The 18,738-nt window shown below is 57.4% G+C and carries 13 protein-coding genes; 7 read left to right on the top strand and 6 right to left on the bottom strand.

Going from position 1 to position 18,738, the window contains the following annotated elements; genetic code table 11:
- Window positions 1-12: 12 nt before the first annotated feature.
- A complete protein-coding gene (locus PZL22_RS06640) occupies window positions 13-1,146 on the top strand; it encodes a glycosyltransferase family 4 protein (protein ID WP_284718323.1) in 1,134 nt (377 codons plus the stop codon).
- Here the strand turns inward: PZL22_RS06640 and PZL22_RS06635 are convergent.
- The gene (locus tag PZL22_RS06635) at window positions 1,136-2,368 is read right to left on the bottom strand and encodes a glycosyltransferase family 4 protein (protein WP_324280280.1); all 1,233 of its coding nucleotides are present in this window, start codon (window positions 2,366-2,368) and stop codon (window positions 1,136-1,138) included. The genes PZL22_RS06640 and PZL22_RS06635 overlap by 11 nt on opposite strands.
- 299 nt (window positions 2,369-2,667) lie before the next feature.
- Between PZL22_RS06635 and PZL22_RS06630 the strand changes: the two genes are divergently transcribed.
- Both PZL22_RS06630 and PZL22_RS06625 read left to right on the top strand, forming a co-directional pair.
- Window positions 2,668-3,546: a glycosyltransferase family 2 protein gene (locus tag PZL22_RS06630; protein ID WP_284718321.1), complete on the top strand. Its 879-nt coding sequence runs from the start codon at window positions 2,668-2,670 to the stop codon at window positions 3,544-3,546.
- A gap of 8 nt (window positions 3,547-3,554) precedes the next feature.
- Entirely contained in the window at window positions 3,555-4,994 is a 1,440-nt protein-coding gene (locus PZL22_RS06625; protein WP_284718320.1) for a polysaccharide biosynthesis/export family protein, read from the top strand.
- Between the two features lie 728 nt (window positions 4,995-5,722).
- On the opposite strand, the gene PZL22_RS06620 is transcribed toward PZL22_RS06625, so the two are convergent.
- The 3 genes from PZL22_RS06620 to PZL22_RS06610 all read right to left on the bottom strand — a co-directional run bounded on the left by PZL22_RS06620 (window position 5,723) and on the right by PZL22_RS06610 (window position 10,560).
- A complete protein-coding gene (locus PZL22_RS06620; RefSeq protein WP_284718319.1) occupies window positions 5,723-6,310 on the bottom strand; it encodes a sugar transferase in 588 nt (195 codons plus the stop codon).
- Between the two features lie 498 nt (window positions 6,311-6,808).
- Window positions 6,809-8,707, bottom strand: a complete 1,899-nt coding sequence (locus tag PZL22_RS06615; protein WP_284718318.1) for a polysaccharide biosynthesis tyrosine autokinase — start codon at window positions 8,705-8,707, stop codon at window positions 6,809-6,811.
- Between the two features lie 434 nt (window positions 8,708-9,141).
- The gene (locus PZL22_RS06610) at window positions 9,142-10,560 is read right to left on the bottom strand and encodes a DUF4214 domain-containing protein (protein ID WP_284718317.1); all 1,419 of its coding nucleotides are present in this window, start codon (window positions 10,558-10,560) and stop codon (window positions 9,142-9,144) included.
- Between the two features lie 313 nt (window positions 10,561-10,873).
- Between PZL22_RS06610 and PZL22_RS06605 the strand changes: the two genes are divergently transcribed.
- The 4 genes from PZL22_RS06605 to PZL22_RS06590 all read left to right on the top strand — a co-directional run bounded on the left by PZL22_RS06605 (window position 10,874) and on the right by PZL22_RS06590 (window position 15,343).
- A complete protein-coding gene (locus PZL22_RS06605; RefSeq protein ID WP_284718316.1) occupies window positions 10,874-11,887 on the top strand; it encodes a glycosyltransferase family 8 protein in 1,014 nt (337 codons plus the stop codon).
- Window positions 11,888-12,407: 520 nt separating this feature from the next.
- Window positions 12,408-13,400, top strand: coding sequence for a class I SAM-dependent methyltransferase (locus PZL22_RS06600; RefSeq protein WP_284718500.1), 993 nt, complete (start codon window positions 12,408-12,410; stop codon window positions 13,398-13,400).
- A gap of 15 nt (window positions 13,401-13,415) precedes the next feature.
- Window positions 13,416-14,369 (top strand): glycosyltransferase family 2 protein, encoded by a 954-nt coding sequence (locus PZL22_RS06595; protein WP_284718315.1) that lies wholly within the window; start codon window positions 13,416-13,418, stop codon window positions 14,367-14,369.
- A gap of 116 nt (window positions 14,370-14,485) precedes the next feature.
- Window positions 14,486-15,343, top strand: a complete 858-nt coding sequence (locus PZL22_RS06590; protein ID WP_411974190.1) for a hypothetical protein — start codon at window positions 14,486-14,488, stop codon at window positions 15,341-15,343.
- Between the two features lie 15 nt (window positions 15,344-15,358).
- On the opposite strand, the gene PZL22_RS06585 is transcribed toward PZL22_RS06590, so the two are convergent.
- Entirely contained in the window at window positions 15,359-17,461 is a 2,103-nt protein-coding gene (locus PZL22_RS06585) for a DNA-binding protein (protein ID WP_284718313.1), read from the bottom strand.
- 61 nt (window positions 17,462-17,522) lie between these two features.
- The gene (locus PZL22_RS06580) at window positions 17,523-18,722 is read right to left on the bottom strand and encodes a class I SAM-dependent methyltransferase (RefSeq protein ID WP_284718312.1); all 1,200 of its coding nucleotides are present in this window, start codon (window positions 18,720-18,722) and stop codon (window positions 17,523-17,525) included.
- Between the last annotated feature and the right edge of the window lie 16 nt (window positions 18,723-18,738).

Below are 18,738 nucleotides of genomic sequence, written 5' to 3'. Positions count from 1 at the left end.
CGGTGGCGGACTATGGAACGCTCATGGACGATTAACGGACGCTTTCTGGCGCAGACTCTTACGGGCGTTCAGCGATACGCTTATGAGATCGTGCGTGCCTTGGACGAACTTCTCGTCGAGCAGCCCCTCCTCGCCAGCAAGCTCAAGATCGAATTGCTCGTTCCTCACGAGGCAAAGGTCCCTTCCTTAAAAGCAATCTCAACGCGCGCCACTGCCATTGCTCCTATGCACGGCCACTTCTGGGAGCAGGCAGCGCTTGCAGCTCACGTTCGAGGTGGACTTCTCAGCTTCTGCAATACAGGCCCCTTGAGCGTCCGAAAGCAGATCCTTTGCATCCATGATGTCAACACGCGAACCTACCCGCAGAGCTATTCGCTCCCGTTCCGGCTGCTCTACCGCACCTTACTGCCTGCTTTGGGGAGGAGAGTCGCGGCGGTCGCGACGGTCTCGCGCTACTCTGCCGGCGAGCTCGTCCGTCATCGAATATGCGGACCGGGCAAGATCATGGTGATCCCAAACGGGCACGAGCACGCAGCCTCGTGGAAGCCGGGGCATTCCCAAAGGACTCGGGCCGTTGCTGGGCGGGACACGATTGTCGTCATGGGAAGCGCTATTCCTCACAAGAACACCGGGCTGATCATCGGCATGGCCGAAAGGCTTGCCGCGGTGGGGTTACGAATAGCGGTGGTAGGCATGTCCGACGCGCGCGTTTTCAAGACCGCCGGCCGGAAAGAACCGGCCAGGAATGTCATTTGGCTGGGAAGACTGTCGGATGAGGAATTGGCGGCGCTGCTCCAGGACTGCCTGTGCCTTGCGTTCCCCTCTTTCATAGAGGGCTTTGGTCTGCCTCCGCTCGAAGCCATGGCCACCGGTTGCCCCGTCATTGTTTCCAATCGTGCCAGTTTGCCGGAAATCTGCGGTGAAGCGGCTCTTTACGCTTCTCCCGACGACGCCGAAGCTTGGTTCGACCGTTTCATGCGGGTGCGCAACATGCCTCACATGCGCGATGAAATGATCGGCCTCGGCAGGATGCGAGCGTCGAATTTCCAGTGGAAGGCGTCGGCTGGCCGATATCTCGAGATAATGGCCGTTTTGGACGGATTGTCTAAGCCATCCGGCGGGCCGGTTGCCGTATCTATCGCCTGACGTGGGCGGCCTGCGCCACTGCAAGCGCCTTCAGGATCGCCATGTCGAAGCGGTCTTCGGAAAATCTGTCCGCATTCGATCGGCACGCCTGCGGTGTGATCGCCGGCTGGTTCTGCTCAAAAACGTGAATGGCCTCCTTGAGCGACTCCACCGCCTGGCTGCCAAAGAGAATACCAGTTGGAAGCTCGGCTTCGCCGAACGGCTGCACGATATCGCGCGCGCCGCCACGGCCGAAAGCGATCAGTGGCGTACCGCATGCTTGTGCTTCCGCCAGAGCTATTCCGAAATCCTCGCATCCAGCAAACACCATCGCCTTGGCCCTGGCGACCGTCCTCACATATTCCTGCCGGGGCAAATATCCTGTGAAGCTGACGTTGGAGCTGGCCATGCCCCGCAGGCTCTGCGACTGCTGCCCCTCTCCTACCACGACCAATCGCCTCGAGGGCATGTCGTTGAATGCCCGTATGACAAGGTCCGTCCGCTTGTAGGGCGCGAGAAAAGAGGCCGTAACGTAATAGTCGTCTTTGCAGGCGATGAATTCAAGTTCGTCGAGGGCAACCGGCGGAAAGACGACCTGAGCTCCCCGGCCGTAGATTCGCTGGATACGGGAGCGCACATAGCTCGAATTGGCCAACATGAGATCGGGCCCGTGGGCGGTTCGGGTGTCCCAGGTCCTCAGATTATGCAGCATGTAGCGGAAGAGCAGGCCCTTCGGGCCAAATCCGAGACGGCCCTGCGCAAGATAGGAAAACTGTTCGTCCCACGCGTAGCGGATGGGGCTGTGTACGTAGCATAAATGTGGTTGGTCAGGCCGGGTTAGAACTCCGCGCGCGAAAGCGGCGGAGGACGAGATGACGGCATCATAGCCGGTGACATCGAACTGCTCGATGAGAAAAGGGCAAAGAAAAAACAGGGAGCGATAATATTTTTGCACCATTGGCCATCGGTTGGCGGCCGAGGAATGAAACGTGACATCGTGAAAATACTGCTCCTTTATGTCCTTCGGCAGAAAGTCGAATAGAGTGAAGACCTCTGCATTTGGGAAAAGCTTGCATATGCGGGCAAGCACACGCTCACCACCGCGAAAATTTGGGCACCAATCGTGTACGACGGCGATTCTTGCGCTGCGGTCCACTAGGGCGAGCGGCTGCCGACCAGAAGTGCGTCTATGCGGTCTAAGGCGCGTGATCGTGGCCAGTTCGTCCCGGCGCATATGATGCATGTGGGAACACCCCCTCAGCCGATGTGCCTCCAGATTCTCCACATGAACGCGGTTCTGGCACACACGCCAAACAGTCTGTGTTCGGCTGTTGACGCGGGCAAGGTGGCAATCGGGCTTAGACGGTTCTCACCTGCGAGGCGGACATAATCGAAATGCGTATGGTGGCTACGTCTGATGGGCCAGCCCCCGGCACCTCGGTAGCCTTATTCACAGGCTGTCTGGCCAACCCGGCTCGCCTAGGATGAATTTCGCCAGGCGAAGGCCCGTGATTATGTCAACTGCAGGAGAGCGAGCTATTGATGAAACTGGCCGTGATCATTGCCACTTTCGGCCGCAAAGAGGAGCTTGCCCACCTTCTAGAGCACCTCGAAAGGCAGGAAAGGCTGCCGGACGAGGTTGTCGTGTCGGCTCCTGACGAGACGCACGTTCCGGTCTACGAGACGCCCAAATTTCCGATCTCGACCGTCTTGGGAAGGCGGGGACTGTGCGCGCAACGCAACCAAGCGCTCGATCAGGTCTTAGAGCGCTTTGATGTGATCACCTTCTTTGATGATGACTTCATACCCGAGGATAATTATCTCCGCCTTGTTGATCGGGCGTTTCAGGAGCATGAGGACTGGGCGGTGGTGATGGGGCACGTCGTCAAGGACGGCGCCCGAACTGCAGGTCTGAGCTGGGCGGAGGGGCTTCAAGTCCTTGCGGCTGAACGATCGAAAATGCCTGCCAAGCCGAAAATCGTTGATCATGTCGGCGCCTATGGCTGCAACATGTCGATTCGAATGAAGTTTATCGGCAAGTTGCGCTTCGATGAGCGGCTGGTCCTTTACGGTTGGCAGGAGGACATCGACTTCACAAGTCAGTTGAGACGATTCGGTCGAGTGATCGGTCTGAGTACACTGCACGGTGTTCATCTCGGACTCAAGATCGGCCGCGTCAGCGGCGAGCGCTTTGGCTACTCCCAGATCATCAATCCAATTTACCTGATAAGAAAAGGAAGCGTGCCGGCAAGTTTCGCGCTACCCCTGATGGGACGCAACCTAGCCGCCAATCTTGTGCGCAGCCTTTGGCCGGAGCCATACATCGACCGGCGGGGACGCCTTCGCGGCAACCTTATAGCCCTCGCGCATCTGCTGAAGGGCCGCATCGAGCCCGAATACATCCACAAGATAGCCGCATAGGAGGCCAGATGATGCCCTCACACAAACACCCGAGATCCATATTGCCCTTTTCATTGGAAGCGCGGGGTCTTGTTCCAGCCCGCGTTTTGTCGAAGCGTATCAGGCGTTGCGTTGGCCGTTCCGCCTTGTCCGCCGCGCTTTCCGTTTTCACCGTATGTGGACCAATTGACGCCATCGCCAACGATGAATATCTCCTCGGACCTCAGGACAAGGTGCGCGTCAAGATTTATGAATGGCGCGCCTCGCGTGACGTTATTTTTGAATGGAAGGCTTTGAATGATACCTTCACGGTCAGCGCGGGCGGGACATTGTCACTCCCCTTTGTCGGGGCAATCCCTGCCGCCGGTCTCACTCCGAACAGCCTCGCCTACGCCATTGGCGATAACTTGAAGCGCAATATGGGTCTCGGGAGACGTCCCGATGCAGCAGTTGAAGTCATTCAGTACAGACCCTTTTATATCGTCGGGCATGTGATGCAACCGGGGGAATTTCCATACAGGCCGGAGCTTACGGTTCTCCAAGCGGTAAGCATCGCCGGAGGCGTGAGAACGAGGGAAGAAAGCATCGCCAGATTCGAGCGCGAAATGATCCAAGGAAGAGGAGACGTCAGCCTTCTCGGGCTTGAGAATATCAATCTTCTGGCCCGCAAGGCACGACTGGAGGCCGAGCTTAAGCACGCAAAAAATATTAATTTTCCAGGCTCGCTGATTTCTCGTCAAGACGACCACGCGGTCGCGCTTCTCATGGGGCAGGAACGGTCAATCTTCCAGGCCCGCCGCGAAGGGCTAGAGACCCAGATCCGTGCACTTGAAAATCTTCGCGCCTTTCTGGAAAAGGAGCTCATATCATTGGACAAGCAACTTGTTTTCCACGACAGGCAGATCGCACTCATCCAGAAGGAGCTGGGGGATGTATCATCGCTTGTTTCCAAGGGCCTCGCGGCCGCTCCACGAGAGATGTCACTGGAACGCGCGCTCGCGCAGTATCAAAGTGAACGACTGGCGGGTGAGACAAGCCTTCTCCGCACGCGACAGGAGATTAGCAAGACGGAGATCTCCATTCTGGAATTGCGCAATCGGTACGTGAACGAAGTCACTGCAACTCTGCGCCAGACACAAGCGGAACTCGATGCACTGGGTCGCAAGGCAGAGACGGCGATTGAACTGCTACATGAGTCGGAAATCTCAGCGCCTCGGCTTCTGGCGCGCCAGGCTTGGGCCGCTAAGGCCAAACCGATCTACACCATCGTGCGCACGACAAATGGCCACAGCAAGGAACTACGGGCGGGCGAGTCGAACGTGGTCAAGCCGGGTGATACCTTGAAGGTGGAAATTCCCATGCCCGACCTCGAGGACTTCGAGGACTTCGAGGCCACCGACCCGGGCGACCCGGGCACCACTGCGCTCTCGATCGCGCCGACGATATCCAGAGTACCGAATGTTCGCTAGGCTCTTCAATACCGTGATAGCAAGCGAATTGCGGCCGTAGTCGGCAGGCAGCCGACTGAATGGTCGCAGGCTGTAAGCCCATTATGTGACCCATGGAAGGGCAAGCGGTCGAGCATCGCGGCGTCTTCACTGTTTCGACGGCGACCTCTCACATCGGTGGCGGACAGCAAGGTGCGTCCCGGCAATCCTGAATGAATGCGCTTCGCGATGCGAGCAGCCATAAGCCGCCAGCAGATTGAGGTCCAGATCCAAGCTCATGATGCCGGATCGCTACAGGCCGACGGGGTTTTCGCCAGGCCGGTTAAGATGGCTGCACACGCTGGCAATGAAAAGCCATCATAATTTTGAGACGCACGTTCACAAGTCCAAGCGACTCTGCTTTTCTGGGCTTGATTGGTTTCCCTTCGGACGCCTGCGGAGAGGTTGGTATGCTTTGGAGCTTCCTTGCAGTCGGAGCGGTCGGCGTGCTGATCGGACTTCGCCTCAGGGTGCCTGCGCTCATAGTCGCGTCCTTAGTAACGATTATGGTGAGCGCTACCGCGATGCAGTGCTTGGGGTTTTCAGACCAACGCACGTTTTTGACGACGCTGTACCTCGTTCTCACCTTACAAGGTACCTATCTCATTGGCCTTCTCTTTGCGACGTTGTTGCACAGGTCGCCCTTTGATCGACATCGGCGATAGGCGGTCGATTGCAGCCAGCGGACGTGCCACGTCTGTTGCGACCCTCTACGACGCCTCATCGAACCTCATGACCGCGTAGGCTGTCTTAGCCAGGATGATGAGATCAGCCCAAATGGACCAATTCCGTACGTATTGCGCGTCGAGGGCAACTCGGCTCGCGTATTCAATGTCATTCCTGCCACTTATCTGCCAAAGACCGGTCAAACCGGGGCGGGTTTTTAGATATTCGTACGCCACGGCACCATATCGCGACATCTCGCTGGCCACGATGGGCCGTGGTCCGACGCAGCTCATCTCCCCTCGCAGGATATTGATCAGTTGGGGAAGTTCATCAAGGCTGGACTTCCTCAACATTTGGCCGAGCGGCGTGGTGCGCGGATCATTTTTGAGCTTTTGGGTTTCCCGCCACTCCTCGGCTGCCCGGGGATTGCAGGCAAGATACTCCTTGAGTACCTGGTCCGCGTTCTCCGCCATCGTTCGAAACTTATAGCAATCGAATGGCGCGCCGTTGAAACCGATACGGCGATGGACGAACAGGACTGGCCCCCCCGTGATTAACTTGATGAGGAGTGCGACGACGGTCATTAATGGCAGGGCCAAAACAAGAGCCGTCGAAGCGACTGCGAGGTCCAAGCCTCTCTTGGACCTACCGCCAAGGGGCTGGAGATGTGGTCCATGTGGTCTTGCAATCGCCAAGGGCTGATCCTCAGCATTCGCGTCAATCTCCCTGGTGGAACTGCCTTCAATCGGAAGGGGCGGCCATTTGTGGCTCGGTCGTTCTTTTGAGGAGGCTTCCGAATGCGAGGAACGGCGCACGCCCGTCAACGAGCTGTTGCTACCGAGCAACCTGGCGACGATTCCGCGACGGTCTGGACGAATACCAGGAGTGTTGACTGTCATGATCTCAGCGGCCCCCAGGACATCTCACCCAGATATTTTTCAGCCGCCGCCGCCGCGAGGCAAGAACGGCAAAGGGCGTAACGTTTTTTGCAACCGCCGCCGCTGCCTACTACTAAGTTGCTATCGGCTACGCGCTTCGAATGCGGCTCGGCGACCGCATCTCGCCAATACGCGGAGCCGCACCGTCTGCCGCCCAGGAACAAGTGGAGCCGTTCTACAAGGCACCTGCAATCAATGCCCCGTCTGAGTGGCGCGCTTGCGATATTGTCGCGTCGACAAGCTACGGACCTTGGTCATGACCACGCCGATCACCGCGGTCTTTGTAACCCGCAAAATGCGTGAAAGCTCGCTGACAAGGTCCAGGGGGGTTTTCCCCCATTCCGCGACGATTAGCACACCGTCGAGCACGGAAGCAGCCACCAAACCGTGCACCCCAGAGGTGAACGGCGGAAGGTCGACAATGATGATCTCATAGCTATCGAGTTCATTGACCAATAATGCTTCCAGATTCTTGGGTGTAATCAGGCGGAGCGCATCGGATGCCGGGCTTGGCAAGAGATCAAATTGCAACCCTGGAACGGATGTGATCTGCCCTTCTATTTCCGCACCATCGCGGTTCTCGCCGGCCGGTGACTGCGAATGTGGAAGGCGCTTGGTCAACGTGGAGTGGAATCCATCGGCGTCAATTACGAGAGTCCGCATGCCGGAGACGGCATAAAGCGCCGCAAGGTTGCTCGCAACCGTGCTCTTGCCGTCATCCGGAGTGGCCGAGGTGACGCCGATGCATCGCAAGGGATGCGCGACATCGGCCAGGCTAATGGCCCCCTTCGTATGCCTGAGATTCCGGCTAAACAGAGACTCCGGCCGCCTTAGTACGTCATCCAGTTGTCCAAAGCCTCGCAGAAAGCCCACTGGTGGCAGTTCCCCGACGCAGTCAAAGCCCAACTCGTCCCTGACCTGCCTCGACGTCCGTATTGTTCGGTCCAGTGTATGCCGTGCGAATGCCAGCCCGAAGCCGGCCATCAGCCCCGAAAGGCCCCCCAATGCAAGCACAAGCTTCTTCCGCGGGTGACTGGCTGCAAGCGGTCGCGTGGCCTGCGTGATGACGCGTGCATCTGCTATCAGGTAAGGTTGTTGGTTCACAGAACTTGTGAAAGCGGCCAAGAGGCTTTCATACATCTTTCGATAGGTATCCGCGGTGACCTCGAGCTCCTCGAGAGTGGGGCCGTTTCGCGTTACTCCCTTCCCTTGTCCGGACGCCACGACCTCCCCGTCCACGATTGTAGCCCCTAGTTGACGGCCAACGCTGTAGTCGTGCTTGGCGCGAAACTCTTGGGTCACCTGCGTGGCCAGATTCATCTGGGTGCGCACTTCCTCGATGCGTTTTTCAAGCCATGCCACGCCTTCGCGTGCGGCTGCAGCTCGGGTCTCCAGCTGTTCGCGAACGAACGCTGCCGCTGTGGCATTGGCGACCTTTGCAGCTAGTGCGGGATCGTGGGATTGGAAGGTTATATCGATAGCATAGGAGACACCAACGCGCTGGACGCCCAAGCTTTCTCTGAATGATTCGACCACGATGCGCCTGCGCTCAAACTCCGGTAGTTGTGCAGTGACGGCTTTTGTTTCCGACCGGTCTTCGATTGGCGAAGCAAGCTTCTGCATCGCCTGATGTTGCAGATCGCCGTCGAGAGCGAGCATGTCGACGGCCATTTCCTTTATTCGTTGGACGCGCTCCACCATGCTTGGGCTGCTCACGGACTTGAAACGCGGGTTGTCGACAAGGTTCAACTCTTCGATCACCATCAACGCAATCTTCTCGGACCTGAGCACCGCGAGTTGGGTTTCAACCTGGGACGTGTCCAGGGACAAATTGATCTCCCCGGATTGCCGTTGCAGCAATTCGGGGATCTTCGGTTCGATGAGAATCTGGGTACGAGCCGTGAAGATCGAATCCGTGGTAGCTAAGGAAAAGCCGGCGCCAAGCAGCCCAAGCAACGGAAATGCCATGATCAGAAATATACGCTGCCTGACAAATGAGGTGATATCGGCAAAGCCGATAAACTCGGAGTCCCTAGCTGGTCCATACAAATTCTGCTGGCCTGCCGCTGCCGACCTTTGGCGCTCTAACATGGTGTCCGCCCGCAGTTCGCGTGGATCATGTGGAAGTGCCGGGCAAGCGTAAGGCACATTCTAGTGACACTCGGCCAAGCATCCCCTAGTGAATTTCTCGACCGGCGGGGCCAATCCTCTTGCGCTGCGGAATAGATGTGCATGTCGATTTGCAGACCTGCTGAGATCCAAATTGTCCCGGAAATTGCAGGTTAGCCTCAAGGGCGGGATGCGGAAATGCCCCCAAATGGAGTAGGTCTACACCCTTCATAAATTAGCGATTGACAATTTCATCTACGATGAGCAGCGAGTGCCGCTGAGATCTGGATGGAGCTTCGCTCCATCAGCGCGGCGCGTCACCGAAGGCAACTAGCAGGCGTAGGCCAAGTCGCGCGTAGCGGAGAGACAACCTTCTTTCCTCATGGACATAGATGTCGCATTGGACATCGAAGACGTCACTGACCCGCACCAAGGTGCGTGGCATATTTCCTTTGAAACTCACTCGATAGCATCATGCCCAAGGCGACGTGTTCCCTGGTCATAGTTCCGCCACTCAGATGTCCCGCGTAGCTGTCGAGGCCGTATGGATCGGCTGACCGGTCCATAAGCAGGAGATAGAGAAAACTGATGAAGGGCCGGTCAGTCAAGCCAAAGGTGGCGTAACGCCGATTGAATTCATCGGATTGCATCAGGGTGAGCATCATTTCCGTGACATTGGTCTCGCCGTTCTCCAATGCCTCCGCCCAACGGGCTATGGCTCCTGCATCCTTTGTGTGTCCTAGCACGAGACAGTAGGCAAAGCGCCCCTGCCGTACAGAGAGGGGTTCGGAGGCCCTGACTTCCGATATTTCACAGTCCCTTTTGGGGCGCACCACAGGGCGCTTCCCGAGAATGACTTCCCTTGCCGCGGCGTAGGCTGGTTTGGGCTCCCCTATTGCCCAGCCGCCATCACTCTTTGCGATGAGCTTGACGAGGCCCATAAACGCCTCGAAATTGGGTGCCCAATATGTCTCGTCCAAGAGTTCGTAAACGTGCGCCGCCTCTACGCTGTATTTCAAGTGTAACTCGCGCAAACGCATCATCGCCTGCCTAAGTCCGTCTGCCTGCTGCTCGTCGCTGCGTTGACTACCGAGGGGATTGTTGAACTCCGTGACCCAGATAGGATGGCCATAACGTGCGAGTTCCTTGAACGCCCATTCAGGGTCTTCGCCATACATATGCCAGACGGAGATATCCCAGTCGATACCGTCCTGCTTCATCCTTTCAAAGGCACCGACGTGCCCCCAGCCCGCCGTGCCAATTGCCTTTCGGATTTGCGGGTCAACGGCGGTCATTCCATCAGACAATCCTCTCAGGACAGCGCTCACCTTCGCCCATCGGGGTCCATAGTAGTCCAGTGGACCGACTCCGCCGGCAGGACCCCATTCACACGGATATTGACTACCGTCGTCCCGCTTTTCGCAAGCCTTGATGATGGCATAGTTTTCCATCTCGTTTCCCAGTTCCCAGACCCGGATGTCGGCCTTGAACTGGGAGCCAAGCGTTACGGCGAGCCTATGGGCTTTCTCGTAAAGATCTCCCACGCTGTCCTTGTCGAGGTCAATGTTGCCGGGTGTGATCACGGGAAGGATACTTATGCCGCGGGCCTTTCCTTCTTTCACAAGTACCGCGAGGTCCTCTACTCTGACTGCGTCGGAAATGTTGACGCGGTAAGATTTCATGCCGAGATCCTCGAGGAAGTTGAGTTGTTGTTCGATTCCAATGCCAGGATATGCCGTTATCGGATGGCCGTTGATCCCCCAAAGTATGTCTGCGGAGCCGGAGGCGGCCGTGGTTAGGAGATATAGTGCTCCGATTGCCAGCCGAGTAAACATGACCAAATCCTTTTCATTTCGATCCCCGAACCATGCCGCCGCCCGGCCCGCGCGGCAATTCGTCGAAAGTGAGGAGGCGGCGACGTTCGCTACACCTTTGGACGATCGCTCCCCTACTATTTGCCAGCATGACCTCTCGCTTGAATTTGTGGAATTTGGTGCTGGAAGCGCCGACCGGATCGCCATATGCCTGGCGCGTGAAACCGCATGCGAAGACGAAAATGCTGCCTTCGGTACAAGACGCAAGCGAGCCTCGTTCCCGGGGCCCTCGTCGATACTCCCGGCAGATATGCTCTAGCGGAGACATCGGGACATGGACAAAGGCGCGGTTCTTCCACCCAACAGGCAGAGTTCCTCCGGGAGCGCCGCAATTGTCCTGGTCACTGATCAGAATTATGCACTACCGACATTTTCTGCCGCGTTGTCTGCTGATCAACACACCAAAGGCGCAGACATCGCAATTCGCATGTTCGTGGTCGGTGCTGAAGATACCTGGGCCCGCCAATTTGACGAAGCGGTCGCTGGCACCAAGATTAAAGTCATTGCCGTAAGGCTGCCGCAATTGGCCGAGCTTGCCCCATACCACCGCGATCACTATCTGCCGCCTATAGCTCTCGCGAGATTTTGGATCGACAGTTTGCTTGATGCCGGGGTCGACCGGTTTCTTTATATTGACGGAGACACACTGGTCGATGGCGAGCTTGATAGCCTCTTGGCCCGTACGCCGCCAGCGGAAGGTTTGATGGCCGCACCAGATTTTCTGAACATTTTCATGGACGAGGTCAGTCGTGGTAAGAAGCGCGATCTGGCCCATCTGGAAGGCATAGGCTGCCGGGCCGAAACTTATTTCAACTCCGGCGTGATTTACGCCTCACGCGACGCGTGGAACGACATTGTTCCTGCCGCCATGAAGTTCATGATCGAGCACCCGGAACATTGCCCCGCCTCGGATCAGAGTGCGCTTAATCACGCGGCGCGTGGCCGCGTCACGATGCTGTCCCTCCGCTACAACTACCAGAGTGAACACATGATGGTCCTCGATCCGCGCAGACGAGGTATCGGTCCCACAATATGGCACTTTACCGGGGGCCCCAAACCCTGGAACATGCCCGGTTGGCCGTGGGATGAATCGTTCAATCGCTATTATTGCGCAGCCGAAATGCGCTTGCACGGAAGCACAATAGTTACACCGGTACCCCCGGAGGCCCAGACTAGGGCAGGCATAGCGCATCGGCGGCGTAGCAGAAGCAGAATGACTTGGGTTTATCCATGGCGAAAGATCACACGTAGAAGAAAAATCCTGCATCTTCTTGCCGATGACCGCTAACGGAAACTAGGCCGTAGCGGTCCGGGCTGCCAGTATCGATGTACAAGCGGTCCCGGTGACCTTTTCCAGTTGTGATTGCCAAGCACACGAGAGACTTCCGCAATCGGCGACCTACCCATTTAGACGCCGGGAAACAGCGATCCCATACTCCCAATGGCGAGCTTGCTGGAGCGCAGGAGGGTATCCACACTTTAGACAACTGGGACCGTGCCACTGATGCGGCCCAAGGGCAACCTTCTGACGCACCTAACGGTGTACCCAAACTCGATCCGGTGAAGTTATGAATTCGCTCGAACTGAATGTGGCGCCCATGAGGCCCAATGTCGCCGCACCGGGAGGTTGTCCCTGCTGTGCGTCGACCGGTACAAGGCCAATCTATCGGGCTTCTTCCATTCCCGTGCACAGTTGCATTCTGCTGGGATCCGCAGAGGAAGCCCGCGCGTTCCCTGTGCGCGATCTTGAGCTTGCCTACTGCCAAGCTTGTGGCTTCATCTTCAACCGTATCTTCGACGAGTCCGTAATGGGCTATTCGACCAACTTCGAGGAATCACAACATTTTTCGGACACTTTCGGCGCATTCGCGAAGAAACTTGCCGGAGAGATCGTGGAGGTATGCGCAGTCGCGGGAAAGCACGTGCTCGAGATCGGCTGCGGCAAAGGAGAATTCCTGCGGGAACTCTGCGCCGTGGGTGGTGCGACCGGACTCGGAATCGACCCGGGCTATCGGGCGGACAAGGGACGCGGCAGCGACGGCGATCGCAGGCTGAACTTCATCGTCGACCATTTTGGGCCCAAATACGAGCATCTCAGTGCGGATGTAGTTCTCTGCCGTCATACGCTCGAGCATATCGGGCCTGTACGGGAATTCCTCCGCTCAGTTCGACGACTCGCCGGCACGCATAATGACACCTGGATTGTCTTTGAAACGCCGGATGCAAAGCGTGTGCTCATGGAAGCCGCATTCTGGGATATCTACTACGAGCACTGCTCCTATTTCAGCCCTGGCGCTCATGCCCGTGTCTTTCGGCAAGAGGGCTTCGACGTCACCGGCCTCGAGTTGGTCTATGGAGGCCAATATCTCGTCCAATACGCCAGACCGGCCGACGGGCGAATACGGCCGACGTTGCCGCTGGAGGATGACCTTGCCGAATTGGAGCGCCTCGTTGAAACCTTTTCAAACCGGGTAAGCTCATTTCAGCAGCAGTGGCACGAACGTGTTGCCGCGGCGCACGCCTCTGGCCGCCGGGTGGTCCTGTGGGGTGGCGGGTCGAAAGCAGTCTCTTTCCTCACGACGCTCGGCCTGGGCGAAGAAGTGGATGCGGCGGTTGACATCAATCCTTACAAACAGGGCAAGTACACCCCGGGGACCGGCCACCCCGTCGTCTCGCCGCATGCATTGTTGGAGCAGCCACCGGATTTGGTCATCGTGATGAACGCGATCTATAGCAATGAGGTTTCCCAGACGCTCAACTCGCTGGGCCTCAAGCCGGAAATTGTTGCAGTGGGAAATTGATAACCGGAGCAAAACATGTCGGTGCGCGTTTCCCTTGGATTGCCGGTGTACAACGGAGAGAACTTCATAGCCGAGGCGATCCAATCGCTTCTCGACCAGGACTTCGAGGACTTCGAGCTTATCATTACGGACAATGCGTCAACGGACAGGACGGCGGAAATCTGCCAGTCGCTCGCCGAACGCGACACCAGAATACGCTATTTCAGAAATACACGGAACCTTGGAGCGGGGGGCAACTTCAACCGGGCTTTCACGTTGAGCTGCGGGACTTACTTCAAATGGTGCGCGCATGATGACCTGATCAGCGCCAACTTTCTCACGGACACCGCAAACGCTCTCGATGAGGATGCGGATGCCGTGATCGCATACCCTACTTTGCTGGGCATCGACGGGTATGGCGCAATGACTGCTTATCAGGAACGCGACTTGCCGAATATGAGGAATTTACCGCCTGCATCGCGCTTCCGGATATTGATTGCCGCGCATGGATGCGATGCGGCGATGTTCGGGCTTTGGCGCCGGAGTTCCCTTGTTCAGACGTCTCTCCATGAGCCCTACTACGGCTCCGATTGCGCGCTCCTTGCCGAAATGGCATTGCTTGGCAAATTCGTCCGTGTGCCAAGCGCTATTCTGTACAGTCGCGATCATCCCACACGGTCGGTGAATATGCACAGCAGTGAGCGCTTGCTCTGGCACAACCAGGACGCGTCAGGCTCGAATCCCTTCGAATTGTCCAGTCGATTGAGGCACCTGGTCGTAATCGCCTATAGGCATAGACGCCAAGCACCGGTTCACCATTCGCTCTGCCATCTTGCGCTTTGGATATTGGATCCTCCTCTGATAGGCCGGCTTGTCCTGGAGGGCGTCGGCGCCTTTTCACCTCGGCTTCGCGCCAAACTCCGCGCCATCGGGTTGCGCGCCTTAAAGTCGATACAGGGTTCCTCGAACCAGCCGTCAGGACGAACATGAATAAGCCGCACCTCACTTTCCAACCGATGAAGATTACCCGACCAGCATTGCCTGGTGATTCAGCCGCACGACTGCGGCGGAAAAACCTGGTCATCGTGCGCGCGGGCCGCAACTCTTTGCATGCGGGCTGGATGGCGGGAACGGGGAAGGCTGAGTTTGATCTCCTCGTGGCCGCTTATGAGGAGCTTACGCCCGGCGCAAGTGATCAGTGGTCCATCCTGTTACCTGGGCGAAAGATCGCCGGATATAACGAACTCTTCCAACGATATCCTGAACTGCTGGACCGCTACGAATACATCGCACTTATTGACGATGACATCAAAGCGACAAAGCAGGATATCAACCGCCTGTTTCAGATCGGAATGGCTTACCGTCTCGACCTGTTTCAACCAGCCTTGTCCTGGGACAGTTACTTCTCATACGCGGCGACGCTCGTCATTCACAAATTTCGACTGCGGTTCACCAACACGGTCGAGATGATGTGTCCTGTATTCCGCGCGAAATACCTGCGTAAGGCACTCCCGTTATTTAGTCTCGGCTATGAAACGGGAATAGATCTTGTGTGGACGCGTCTTAACGACGATCCATGGTTCCGCTACGCGATTGTTGACGAGGTGGTCGTGACCCACACAAGGGTGATCGGCACGACGATGAAACAGCAGGGTTTTGCCCCGAACGAGCCTTACGACAGGCAAGTCGAAAGCGTGCTGAAGAGATTCGCAGCAGAGTTTCGCGGATTCGTCACTTACGCGGGAATAGATAAGCACGACCGCCTAGTCTCATCTCGATATCTCATTGGGCTGCATTCACTAGCGACATGGACGGCCTGGCCCAGAACCCCGGTGCCCTTAACATATTTTGTCAGGCTTGTTACTGATTATACACGCCACTGCTTCGTGCGCCCAACCAACCTTCACCGAATTCCCATGGCGGAAAACGCGCCGCGCTCAAGCGAAATTCGGACCGACTCCTGACGAATTTGCACGCCGTCACCGGCGCGCGATAAACGACTGAAGGGTCGATCCGGTATCATTTCCCCATTCCCAATTAACCGCCAGGCCCACGCGCAAAATTCGCAGCGGCGGATCATCCGGATATAGATCAGTCAGAGCCCGCTGCATCACAGGTTCGTCATCGACAAAGACCACAAAGCGCTCTCCATCGAAGGGAATCCGGAGGCGGAAGGGCTTGCCCCAGTCGATTTTGGTCCAAAGCATTGTCCACACCGCGTCATAAAGCTCTTCAAAACCGTGACGCTTCGTAAACAGCGCAATCGAGGATCCATGGTATTCATCGTCCAGATAAACCGTGAACGTGAGGTAATTGTCACGGTCCTGCCAGAATACGAGCCCTGTACGGCAACAATGCGCCTGGCCGCGCTCTTCACCGGGCGGCGTAATAGTGACTTCCAAATCGGCGAAGCCAACCTCATCCCACGGCAGCGTGTACAATGTTCTGTTCGGATGGGGTTTTTCTAGGGTTCCCCGCACGCGCGCCGCACCGTTACCGGTGACGTCAATCAAGCCGATACCGAAGGTTTTGCCCCAGGTTCCTCTGCCGATCCTGGGCGCGCGTCCCGCAAGATCCCCGAACGGCCCAGCGAAGTCATCGACGATTTCGGCGCGTTGGCCAAGCCGCAGCCAAGGCGCGTCGAAGAGCACAAAGGGCGGTATGGGCACCTCGCGTGGATGCGCCTCGAAATCTCGCATCTCCACGCCACCAGCGCCGTCAAACCATATGCCGGTGCCTGTAGCTTCTTCGAGCGGTTCATCGTCAATGCCGAAAAGGCGATCGCCATCCAGGTAACAACCGATTTGCCCATATCCGTCGAGAATCTGCAACGAATGAAGGGTGTCTGGCAGTAGGCTTCGGCGCGAGTCGCGGACAAGGATGACTTCTGCCCCCTGCTCTACTCGGATGAGCGCACTCCCCTCGCCCGACACCTTGAAGAGCCAGAAATTGTCGCCATCCCGAACGCGCCACGCGAGGCCGCAAGCGCCCGGAGTATCGCCAGTCACGGCGATCGCATGAATGAGCCCCGACGGAACGCCAGGGTCGGAGGTTGCCAGGGCGACACCATCACCTCCTATGGCCCCCGTTTCCGTGCAATCGACATTGCCGCGTAAAACACGCCAAGAAGTACTCCGTCCGGCAATACCGCTGGCAACGGCGTCTCTCGTCATCGGGTCACCGACATGGGTTGTCCCAAAGCGAGACGTTAAAACCGACACTTTGTGCACTTTGATGCCATGAATGCGCGTATCGACGCGAAATCCAATCTGGCCGAGTACACATTGATGCACGCCGGCGTAGAGGATCTCGTCGTCATTGAAGGGATCAATGGCGATCGGCCGCATCATCGGGAAGGCAGCGAGCCCATGCGCTCCCTCCATGGCAGCGGCATAGTAGATTGCGCCACGCTCACGCAAAGCGACGAAATAGTAGATCCGCAAGTTCTTCAGGCCGCGAAATGCACTGAGACAGCGCGTCCCGACCCGCGTCCACAATTCTCCGTTTTCCCCTTTCGCTGCATGCACGATGAAGCCGCAACCGTCAGAAAGCGGGTCGCGGGGTGCTTCGCTCGTAAACCAGCCTATCGCGAGATTCTCGTTGAAATCAGGAAGTTTGTAGGTCGTCCTTGTGCTGTGCGCCCACCAAAGGAAGCGCCTGAGCGTCCCTTTTTTGCGCGGACCACACGCCCAGGAAACGAGCCGGTTCGGCCAAGGGTCAGCATTAGGGCCTAACGCCCAGCGATGAATTCGCCTCAGGATGTGCTCTCCGATGGTTGTGCCCTGTGACGTATTGTGCCCGTTTGTGACGGAGACAGCCATGACGAGCCCGCTCGCACGGCGGAAGGGGCCATAGGCGATCCCCTGGCGTGCCCAACCAGGTTTCACGAGCGGTTGAAACCGGAGCGTTCCATGGTCGATAGCGATCTGCCGTTCACTATCACAGCCGCCCCTAGTCACCCCGTTGGTGGTATGGGTTCCTATGACCGTGCCGGCGGCGCGATCGTCGGAAAAGGCATCGGCGACCAACAATTCGTCACGATCATCTCGCGGCCCCGCATCGATTGCGACCGATACAGTCATCGACATCCCTTCCCGTTCTATCGACGTGTCGTAACAAAAAGCTCGTGGTGCAGCCGCCGCATCAAGCGACGACGATTTCCGGCGCAAGACCGATCGCTTTCGCAATTCCTGCGATCTCATGGCGGTAAAGCGGATTCATGATGATGATCGCCTCGACCAAACAGCCGCGCAAGGACTCGGGCGAGAGAACCGGCGTTCCGGTCCGCGGTGCAAATCGCCCTTGCTTGTACGTGTTGACGTCGACAAGCGCACTGATCCCCGCTGCCGGCGGGACCACATTCACGAAGGTGATGCCCTTTGAACCGGCTCCCCAGACAACCACCCTTTCGAGGTTGCGTTTAGAAAGAAACTTCTGCCAATGCGTGACCTTGTCGCGATGCAGTCCCTCGAATTTGCGGACCATTAACACATACTCATCAGACTCTGCGGCTTCGGCAAGCGGGTGCACTGTACCGGCGCGCGCTTCAATAAACAAATACTGGTTACCAAATGAGCTTCCAGCACTCAGCACGTCGAAGCCCGCCGCTTCGACGGCGACCCGCAGTGAGTGCCCGGTGAAATAGGACACGTGTTCGTAGATGAGATCCCAGATACCCAATTCGCGCAGGGTGTAAAGGGCATTGGGGACCTCAAAATAAAATATGGTTTCGGGCCCAGTGCCGGGGTGGGTGCGCAGGGCTCGCAAGAAGGCGATTGGGTCAGCGAGGTGTTCTATGACGTGACGACAGGACACGAGGTCCGGCCGCAAATCGGCATAGCGGTCGTCGAACCAATCACTAACAAAACGCACGTGGGGAACGAGCGCGCCACGGTCTTCCTCAAAGCTCTTGTCGAAACCTATGCCCGTGGCGCCGCTGAGCGTACAAAGGCGCTTCAAAAAATCTCCCTTGCCGCAACCGACATCGATGACCGTCTTGCCAGCGAGTGCATAGCTATCGGTCAGTCGCCCCGCCAGAGCGTCCACGAACGCCAGGAACCGCGGAGAAAAATGCAGGGAGTTTTCATAGCTTTGGGTGTAGCCGATCCGCTGCTCCTCGAAGGCGGCATTAAAGAAATGCGTGCAACGGCGACAGAAGACGCCGCAAAATCGGCCGGTTTCTGCTGCGCGTGCCGAAGCTGGGCTCGAATGGAGAGCGTTGCAAAGCACGGGCAACGCCTCGAACGTGACCGAAGGCAGTAGCTCTCGCCCACAGCAAACTGGACATTCGCTGCGAAGATCTGACGCTATCGCCTCTGTTTCAACTGCCTGCGCGCTCTTCATGCCAGCTCCTCACACG

The organism is Ensifer meliloti, assembly GCF_030064585.1.
GTDB lineage: Bacteria > Pseudomonadota > Alphaproteobacteria > Rhizobiales > Rhizobiaceae > Sinorhizobium > Sinorhizobium meliloti.
Note: the sequence above shows the minus strand (reverse complement) of the source record. Positions and strands in the feature narration are given on the sequence as shown.

Coding starts and splice junctions, on each gene's coding strand:
- PZL22_RS06640 (WP_284718323.1), top strand. CDS start 13: ATGGAACGCTCATGGACGATTAACGGACGCTTTCTGGCGCAGACTCTT.
- PZL22_RS06635 (WP_324280280.1), bottom strand. CDS start 2,368: ATGCATCATATGCGCCGGGACGAACTGGCCACGATCACGCGCCTTAGA.
- PZL22_RS06630 (WP_284718321.1), top strand. CDS start 2,668: ATGAAACTGGCCGTGATCATTGCCACTTTCGGCCGCAAAGAGGAGCTT.
- PZL22_RS06625 (WP_284718320.1), top strand. CDS start 3,555: ATGATGCCCTCACACAAACACCCGAGATCCATATTGCCCTTTTCATTG.
- PZL22_RS06615 (WP_284718318.1), bottom strand. CDS start 8,707: ATGTTAGAGCGCCAAAGGTCGGCAGCGGCAGGCCAGCAGAATTTGTAT.
- PZL22_RS06610 (WP_284718317.1), bottom strand. CDS start 10,560: ATGTTTACTCGGCTGGCAATCGGAGCACTATATCTCCTAACCACGGCC.
- PZL22_RS06605 (WP_284718316.1), top strand. CDS start 10,874: ATGGACAAAGGCGCGGTTCTTCCACCCAACAGGCAGAGTTCCTCCGGG.
- PZL22_RS06600 (WP_284718500.1), top strand. CDS start 12,408: ATGGGCTATTCGACCAACTTCGAGGAATCACAACATTTTTCGGACACT.
- PZL22_RS06595 (WP_284718315.1), top strand. CDS start 13,416: ATGTCGGTGCGCGTTTCCCTTGGATTGCCGGTGTACAACGGAGAGAAC.
- PZL22_RS06585 (WP_284718313.1), bottom strand. CDS start 17,461: ATGACTGTATCGGTCGCAATCGATGCGGGGCCGCGAGATGATCGTGAC.
- PZL22_RS06580 (WP_284718312.1), bottom strand. CDS start 18,722: ATGAAGAGCGCGCAGGCAGTTGAAACAGAGGCGATAGCGTCAGATCTT.